Source organism: uncultured Mucilaginibacter sp. (assembly GCF_903893715.1).
Taxonomy (GTDB): Bacteria; Bacteroidota; Bacteroidia; order Sphingobacteriales; family Sphingobacteriaceae; genus Mucilaginibacter.
This window is the reverse complement of record NZ_CAITNG010000037.1, coordinates 1-7,676: the sequence shown is the minus strand read 5'-3', so window position 1 is coordinate 7,676 and position 7,676 is coordinate 1. Positions and strand designations below refer to the sequence as shown.

General features: G+C 41.1%; 4 protein-coding genes and 1 pseudogene. 1 reads left to right on the top strand and 4 read right to left on the bottom strand.

Annotation, left to right across the window (positions count from 1 at the left end):
- Nucleotides 1-158 precede the first annotated feature (158 nt).
- Nucleotides 159-563 (top strand): annotated as a pseudogene (locus tag QZX97_RS19055) (VOC family protein); the annotation flags it as partial.
- Nucleotides 564-651: 88 nt separating this feature from the next.
- Here the strand turns inward: QZX97_RS19055 and QZX97_RS04715 are convergent.
- From QZX97_RS04715 to QZX97_RS04700, 4 genes are all read right to left on the bottom strand, one after another.
- On the bottom strand, nt 652-1,947 hold the full coding sequence (locus tag QZX97_RS04715) for an MFS transporter (protein ID WP_295664286.1): 1,296 nt from the start codon (nt 1,945-1,947) through the stop codon (nt 652-654).
- Nucleotides 1,948-2,007: 60 nt separating this feature from the next.
- The gene (locus QZX97_RS04710; RefSeq protein WP_295653953.1) at nt 2,008-3,423 is read right to left on the bottom strand and encodes a hypothetical protein; all 1,416 of its coding nucleotides are present in this window, start codon (nt 3,421-3,423) and stop codon (nt 2,008-2,010) included.
- Between the two features lie 71 nt (nt 3,424-3,494).
- Nucleotides 3,495-5,195, bottom strand: a complete 1,701-nt coding sequence (locus QZX97_RS04705; RefSeq protein WP_295653950.1) for a RagB/SusD family nutrient uptake outer membrane protein — start codon at nt 5,193-5,195, stop codon at nt 3,495-3,497.
- 19 nt (nt 5,196-5,214) lie between these two features.
- Nucleotides 5,215-7,676, bottom strand: a 2,462-nt coding sequence (locus QZX97_RS04700) for a SusC/RagA family TonB-linked outer membrane protein (protein ID WP_295664283.1), incomplete at its 5' end; no start/stop codon positions are given.

The following is a 7,676-nucleotide window of genomic DNA, read 5'->3' as shown; positions in this document are numbered from 1 at the left end:
CAATTTTCTGCAAACTGGACAGTCATGGATTGACTAGAAAACTCATGTTAAGTCATCAAAATATGGATTAGGCATGGAAACCTGGTCACGCCGATGGATAGTGGCTCTACGTCAAACACAGTAGCCCCTAAGACAATCCTGGACATAAAGCACAAGAAGGCGGCGGTTGGCTCACTTGGGTTTTTGCAACTGAGGATATTTCACAGGTTGAAGAGAAGTTCGGACGCAGCGCAATCGAAGGTCACCGCACACGTCCAGATGGAAGCGATCTAAAGTGGAAGCAAATCGGAGTTAATGAAATCACCGACTCTCGCGAGCTTCCATTCTTCATTCAATGGTTAACCGCAGATCACCCATCACAAGATGGAAAAGCTGTTGCTGCAATTGAGAAGATTACGATTGCGGATACTGATCACCTATCTGATTCTTGGTTTAAGACAGAGATTCTTGGCGGATTAAACGGTGCAGATGTTGAGTTTGTTGACCCATCAACAAATGATGGTGAATACGGAATTGTTGCCGTGCATCTGACGACACCAAGTGGTGTTGTGAGACTTGTTTAAAATACTTAATCCAGAAAGATGTAAAATGCTTCAAGAAATAAACAATAGATTCGAAAAGATTCACTATTAGAATCTTCGATACCCTTTCCTAAAGCTGTGATTCAATGAAATTCTCAATTTTGCTAGCTTCTGAATCCCATGAACTTCTTAATGAAGACTGAATTCCGCCTTGAATCAAATCTGCCCTGAGAGAAGGATCTGATATTAGACGGGAAATTGCATCAGCTATGTGCGTCGGAAAAGGCGGAACAACGAGGCTATTTACGCCATCTTCACAGTACCACTCAACTTGTGGACCGGAGTTCGAAACAACAGGTATGCCGCAAGCCATAAGTTCAACCGGTAAATAAGATAAGTTGGTACCAGAAAGTGCGAAACCAATAGCGCACGAACGGTAAAGATCACCCAATTTTGGAAGTGGAACCGAACCTAGAAGCGTTACTTCAAAACCAACATCACCTACAACAAACGCCATAAAAATAGTAGGTAGTTTAAAATGAATAAGAGCCACAAAACCCAGCAAAACAACTATCATCAATAGTAACAGGATTGCTATCGCCTTTAAAGGTGCAAACCTATCGGCCATACGGCCACCTAAAAAATTACCAGCTGCCATACCTAGCCCTATGATCACCATAACCAGGGCTACCAAACTGCTGCTAAAGCCTGAAACATGAATAACAACAGGTGCTATATAGCTAATCCAGCTAAAAAAACCTCCTGTACCAATTGCCGAAATGGCAATAACCAGCCAAAGGTCTATCTTTTTAAATATGCCCAAACTTGCCGCAAAGCTACCCTGTTTTTCCATCCTAACATCCGGCATCCAAAATCTGATAGACACAATTGCCATTAGCGCAAACAAAGCCACCAGTCCGAATGAAAAGCGCCAGCTAAAATTATGACTAATGAAAGTGCCTAACGGCACACCGATAATGTTGGCTACTGTTAGTCCCGCGAACATGAGCGCGACCGACCGGGCTTCGCGGCCCGGTTTTGCCAATTTAGTAGCCACAACCGCGCCAATACCAAAAAAAGCGCCATGTGGCAACCCCGCCAAAAAACGAGCAGCAAGTAACCAACCATAACCGGGTGCAACAGCAAACATGCCGTTAAATACAAAAACCATTAACATTAATGCGATCAACATCTGTTTTGGTTTATGATTTCCTGCAATAGCAGCCATTAAAGGCGCACCTATAACTACGCCCAGCGCGTATATTGAAATAAGATAGCCTGCCTGTGGGATAGAGACTTGTAGCGAATGAGAAATATCTGGCAGCACACCCATCATCAAAAATTCAGTCATGCCGATACTTAATCCACCCATTGTTAGTGAGACAAGACTTAGCGTGATAACGGGTGAATTATTCTTATCGTTCATTTAAATATCGTGTCGTTTTTTTAGCAGATTGCTTTCGCTAGTCTAATTATTAAAATTTATCTACTTCAGGCTATTAAAATACTTAACCAGGCTATACTTATTCTGATTGAGCATTTTCATTTGGTCCGCCAGATCACTGTACAGATTGTAAGTGGTATTGACAAGCCCTTTATTTGAGTCGCTATTTGAAGGGTCGGAGGTAGTGTCAGCAGGGTCATTGTCCTGGTACCTAAACCAATGCCACCCAACGCAGTTTTTTGCTTTTAGTAACTGTAAACAAAAATTTTGATAATGTATACCTCTGTCTTTTTGTGTTTTTACCAGCCATCCGGCACCAGAGATGTTGCCCATGCCTGAGTCTTGCCCTTTGGTATAAAACTCCGTAATAAAAAAAGGTTTGCTGCTCCAAGACGACCAATCGTCCATATCTTTTTGGCGCGGCTGCCAATACCCGTAATAGTTGATAGATATGATATCGATGTATGGCTCACAAGCGCTGAACATGTATTTGTTATTTTTAGCCGAAGAATGTAGGCGACTACCAATATATAAATGGTTGGGATCGTATTTTTTAATTGCTTCCGAAACTGTTTTGTAATATATTCCTGCCATATACCCAATAAATTCCTCTTTTTGCTCCTTGGTAATAGTTGCAATAGTTACATTTTTACGCTGCATCCATTGCATAGCGGCCAAGTAGCCCCGATCAGTCTTATCGCCTGTCTCAATGATCTTTTTAAACTCGGTTTGCAAAAATGCGATCTCATTATCTGAAAAATGTCCTAATAAATTCGGATCGCTTTTACCTGCAAACAATTCCCTACACTTATTGTCGCAATACGTTACAAACGCTGTGTCCAAAATAAATGATAAGACAGACGCGTTCTTTCGCTGCGGCGAAAGTTTAATTGCGGATTGACTGTAGCCTGCCAATAAACTTAATTGCGTAGTATATGGCAGTGGTTTGGCGGCGGTTTTATTATACAGAATGATCGCCTCTACATCTGACCATGAACCGGCGCAGTTAAAACCCAACTCGTCAAACTGTTTTTTAGAGGCCGCAATCCAATCATTGGTTGCGGGATATTTTTGATTAAAAGCCTTTTCGTTATTTGGCGATTTACCTTGCCTTAGTCCGTTTATTGCCGCTACCACAAACGGATGACCTTCGGGGTCGATCACCATCCAGCGACCTCCGCTTTTTTCTGTCCTAAAAAAGCCGGTTGCTACTAAACTTTCTGTCACATCTCCGCCATATTTATCGACTTTTGCTATGCTGATAGGTTTAAGATCATTCAGCATTTGTACAGTATGTGACGCATAAGATCTCCAATCAGAATATTGTATTTTTCTTTCACTATCCCTACTCCATTCCCGCGTTTGGATCATGATAGAATCATGATATATTTTAGTTTGCGCTTTGGTTTCGCAACAAGGAAGGCAAGCCAATGCCCAGATAATTACTATTTTGTTCACAAGTAAATAAATAAAAGTTAAGCAATCAGTACAGGAACAAATGTTCCTATATTGATTGCTTAATAAGATGATTAATAACCAGGGTTTTGAGGCATTAATTTTGTTAAATTAGCATCAATAACGCTCTGCGGAATCGGTAGCAATGTGTCCCTAAGGGCAATTTTGGCGCCTGCATACACATTATTCAGCTGAGTTCTGGCGAACCATCGGCCTGTACGCAATAAGCTGTATCGCCTGTGTTCTTCCGTTATCAATTCTCTTGAGCGTTCATCCAAAATAAAATCTAGTGTAACCTGTGCGGGTGTTATCAGCGTTGCGTTTGCTCTTTTTCTGATCACATTAATGGTTGCCGCCGCACTATTTAGATCGTTCAATCTAAATTGTGCTTCTGCCAATAATAAATAGGTTTCTGCCAATCGCAGGTATATCTCATCATTGTAATTGGATGAATTTTGCAAGTCAGCAGGGTCTGATGGCGCCCAATCCCACTTACGTATACTTGGCCAAAATGAGGCATTAGTTGCATTTGGAGCAGGTTCACTACAAGCTATGCTCAACCTTACGCTATCAACGCCTATTCGTCCTCCGGCCGGACCGGTTGTATATCCAGGAGTAGTACAAGTAGCGGTTATATTTGCATTTGCGTTAGTTGGTAATGATGCCGGATTATTCATCATATAAGCGAATCTCCATGCAAAACCAGAACCACGATAGTCGGTGGGGCCATATAACGAGAAAGCAAATTTAGTTGCTGCAAATCTCCCCAATCCCCTGCCACCATAATCAATGGAATAGGTTACCGGAGTTTTTGTGCCTGCCTTTACTTCGTTGTAACGGTTCACCCACCACCTTCTCATGATGTTTGCGTCTCCTCCTGGCGATAAGTATTCATTTTGCATTACCCAAAGGGCTTCGGTATTGCCTTGACTTCTGTTTGAGTTTTTATCCAAAAACATGTCAGTAAACGGTGTTCCCGGTAAACTCGCGTTCACACCGTAGCGGGCTGTTATCAAACTGTAATTTCCGTTTGAAATTACGGACTGCGCTTTATCGGCGGCCTTCTGATATTGCCCCATCGTTAAATAAAGTTCAGCAAGGTAATGTGATGCTACTACTTTACTGGCCCTTCCTTCAACAACTGGCAGGTCTGCCATGCCGGCTTCAGCATCAAGCAAATCTTTCTCCATGGCTAACCTTATTGTTGCAACAGGTGTTCTTTCCCAATCAGTTCGGATTGTGCTTCCCTTGGATTCTGACAGATTTAATGGAACGTCGCCGAATAAATAGGTGAGGTGCCTGTATGCCCAGGCGCGCAGTAATTTGGCTTCGCCCACGATTTGTTTCTTATCAGTATCAGACCAATCGATCGATGGATTACTTGATCTGTCGACCAACGTATTAGCAGCATTAACAACTTGATACAGCCAAGCCCATAACCGCCCAATATAAGGATTACTTGGATTGAGCTGTACGCCGAACTCGTTGAATACCTGCTCAGGAGCATTGGCTGCCGGGCGCAAGCTATAAGCATTGTCTACGCCCACCATGGCCGCTGTAATAGCCATATCATTAGTGGGACCATTAATACCTTTTCTTTCGGCACGCCACAAATTGTATATCCCATATAAACCAGCTTCGAATCCGGCTTTATTAACATATAAATTATCAGGGGCAATAACTGCCAAAGGTTTTTCTGTCAAAAAATTCTTATCACAGCCTGTAAATACAGTGAGCAACAAAGAAAGAATTATAATTTTTTTTATTGATTTCATAACTATCTTTTTTGGTTGTTTATAAAGTGATGGTTAAGCCTAAAACAAATTCCTTTTGTAATGGCAACCCGTACTGATCTGTCAATTCAGGATCAAGTGCTTTATATTTAGTTATAGTAGCAAGATTTCGACCGGTAAAATATATTTTAAATGAAGTGAGCTTTAGTTTATTTGTCACCACAGAAGGCATTTGATAAGCTAACGAGATATCCTTCAATCTGGCAAAACTTGCATTTTCATAAAACAAAACGCCCAGTGGGTTTGCATTTGCATCGTTGGCAAAATGAGATCCGTTAACATTGGTTGGCGACCACCAATCTTTTAGTGTAGTATTTCTTCTGGTGTCAGTGAAAACGTTATCGTCTTCAAAAGGATCCCTTTTCGTTACCCCATTAACTCCTTGAAAAAACACCATCAAACTAAAGTCTTTATACTTAAAAGTGTTAGTAATACCCCATATAAAATTAGGGTCTTGGTTGCCAAGTATGGTGCGGTCATTCGCATTAATTACCCCATCGCCATTGACATCAGTAATGGCAACCCAACCAGGTTTGGCTGTTTTTTGAGCCGAAGCATCAATTTCAGCTTGTGACCTGAATACTCCGGCATATTGCAAACCGTAGATTACATTAATAGGCTTACCTATAAACCAGCTGTTGCCTACATCATCAAGCCCATTGCCATACAGATCGACGATCTTATTTTCGTTATGCGAAAAGTTTAAACTGGTTGACCAACTGAAATTTTTAACTTTCAAATTTGTTGACGTAATACCGATCTCAATACCGCGGTTGGCTGTTTTGCCAATATTTTGCAATATTGTAGTAAATCCTTGAACAGAGGAAATTGTTCTGTAGAGTAAAAGGTCCGAAGTTTGACTTGAATACATATCAATGGATCCCTGGATTCGGCCTTTTAAAAGCCCGAAATCCAATCCCAGGGAAAGTGAACGGGTTGATTCCCATCCTAACTCTTCATTAGCTAAACTACTGGGCACGTAGCCCTGTAATACTGTTGTGCCGGTTACATAAGGCGCACTTGTTAATTTAGCCAATGAACTATATGAAGATACCGCCTGGTTACCGTTAAGGCCATAAGACATTCTTAATTTTAAGTTGCTCACAGCTGTCATATTCTGCATAAAGCCCTCTCGATCAATATTCCAGGCAACAGCTGCTGAAGGGAAAATTCCGTATTTATGATTAGAGCCAAAACCTGAATAACCATCCCTCCTTGCGGTCAGCGTCAATAGGTATTTGCTGTCATAACCGTAGTTTATACGAAGCATTTGCGATAACTGATTTTGAGTATAATTAACGGAAGATGGCGTTAACAAGGTTGCCGAACTCATTTGATAATTAGTTAAAACATCGTTTGGAAAGCCTTGTCCATCGAGCTGATCGCTATCAAAATCTTTACTTTGACAGCTGTATAGTGCTGTAACATTGATCGAGTTTTTACCGAACTCGCGTGAGTAATTTAAAATGTTCTCTAATGTAAAGTTTCTGGAAACTGAGTTATAATCACTCGCGTAGCCATTACTTTCATATCCTAATGCCACATTTCTTCCCCAATACGTTTTACGAATATTACTTTCGTACTCTACCCCGGTGTTAAGCTTGTATGACAAACCTTTTATAAACGGAAGATCAACCTTTACGCTATTGGTTGTAAAAATACTATAAGTATTATCTGCATTATTTACCAGTGTATTAGACAATGGGTTTCTGGCTGATGGATTATCAGCGTAAGCATACATCGCAATACTGCCGTCAGAATTAAAAGGCGTAGTTAGCGGATTAAAAAAATTAGCGCCCCCACCCGTATTTCGGGTGTCATCAAACTCTACCGGCAAGCCGTCGCTATTCTGCAATGAAAATTGCGTACTTGAATTGATGGTTAACCAGGGTGTTACTTTAACTTCGATGTTAGGACGCAATGAATATCTTTTAAATTGATCGTTAACGGCAACTCCATTTACATCAAGTATCGTCCCACCCATGTAAAACGATATTTTATCCGATCCTCCCGTAACTGATATTGAGTTTTGATACCGCTGCCCTTTTTGAGTAGCGAGCGAGTACCAGTCAACACCGGCTCCGGCATTGTAAACGGCCTGCTCACCGGCAGAGATAACACCGGTAGAATTTAGTCGTGTTGTTTTAAACTGATAAAATTGATCGCCATTTAATAGGTTAGGCTTATTAGTTAAGGATTGAATGCCAAACGACCCATCATAGCCTATATTGAGCTTACCGTTTACGCCTTGTTTACTTGTAATTAAAATTACGCCATTAGAGCCTCTTGAGCCATATATTGCAGCAGCGGACGCATCTTTTAAAATTTCTATAGAACTCACGTCATTAGGATTAAGTTCTGATATATCACCTTCATATGAAACGCCATCCCAGATAATTAATGGGCTTGTACTGGCACTGATCGAATTTCTTCCTCTTATCAAGATAGATACATCATTTCCTT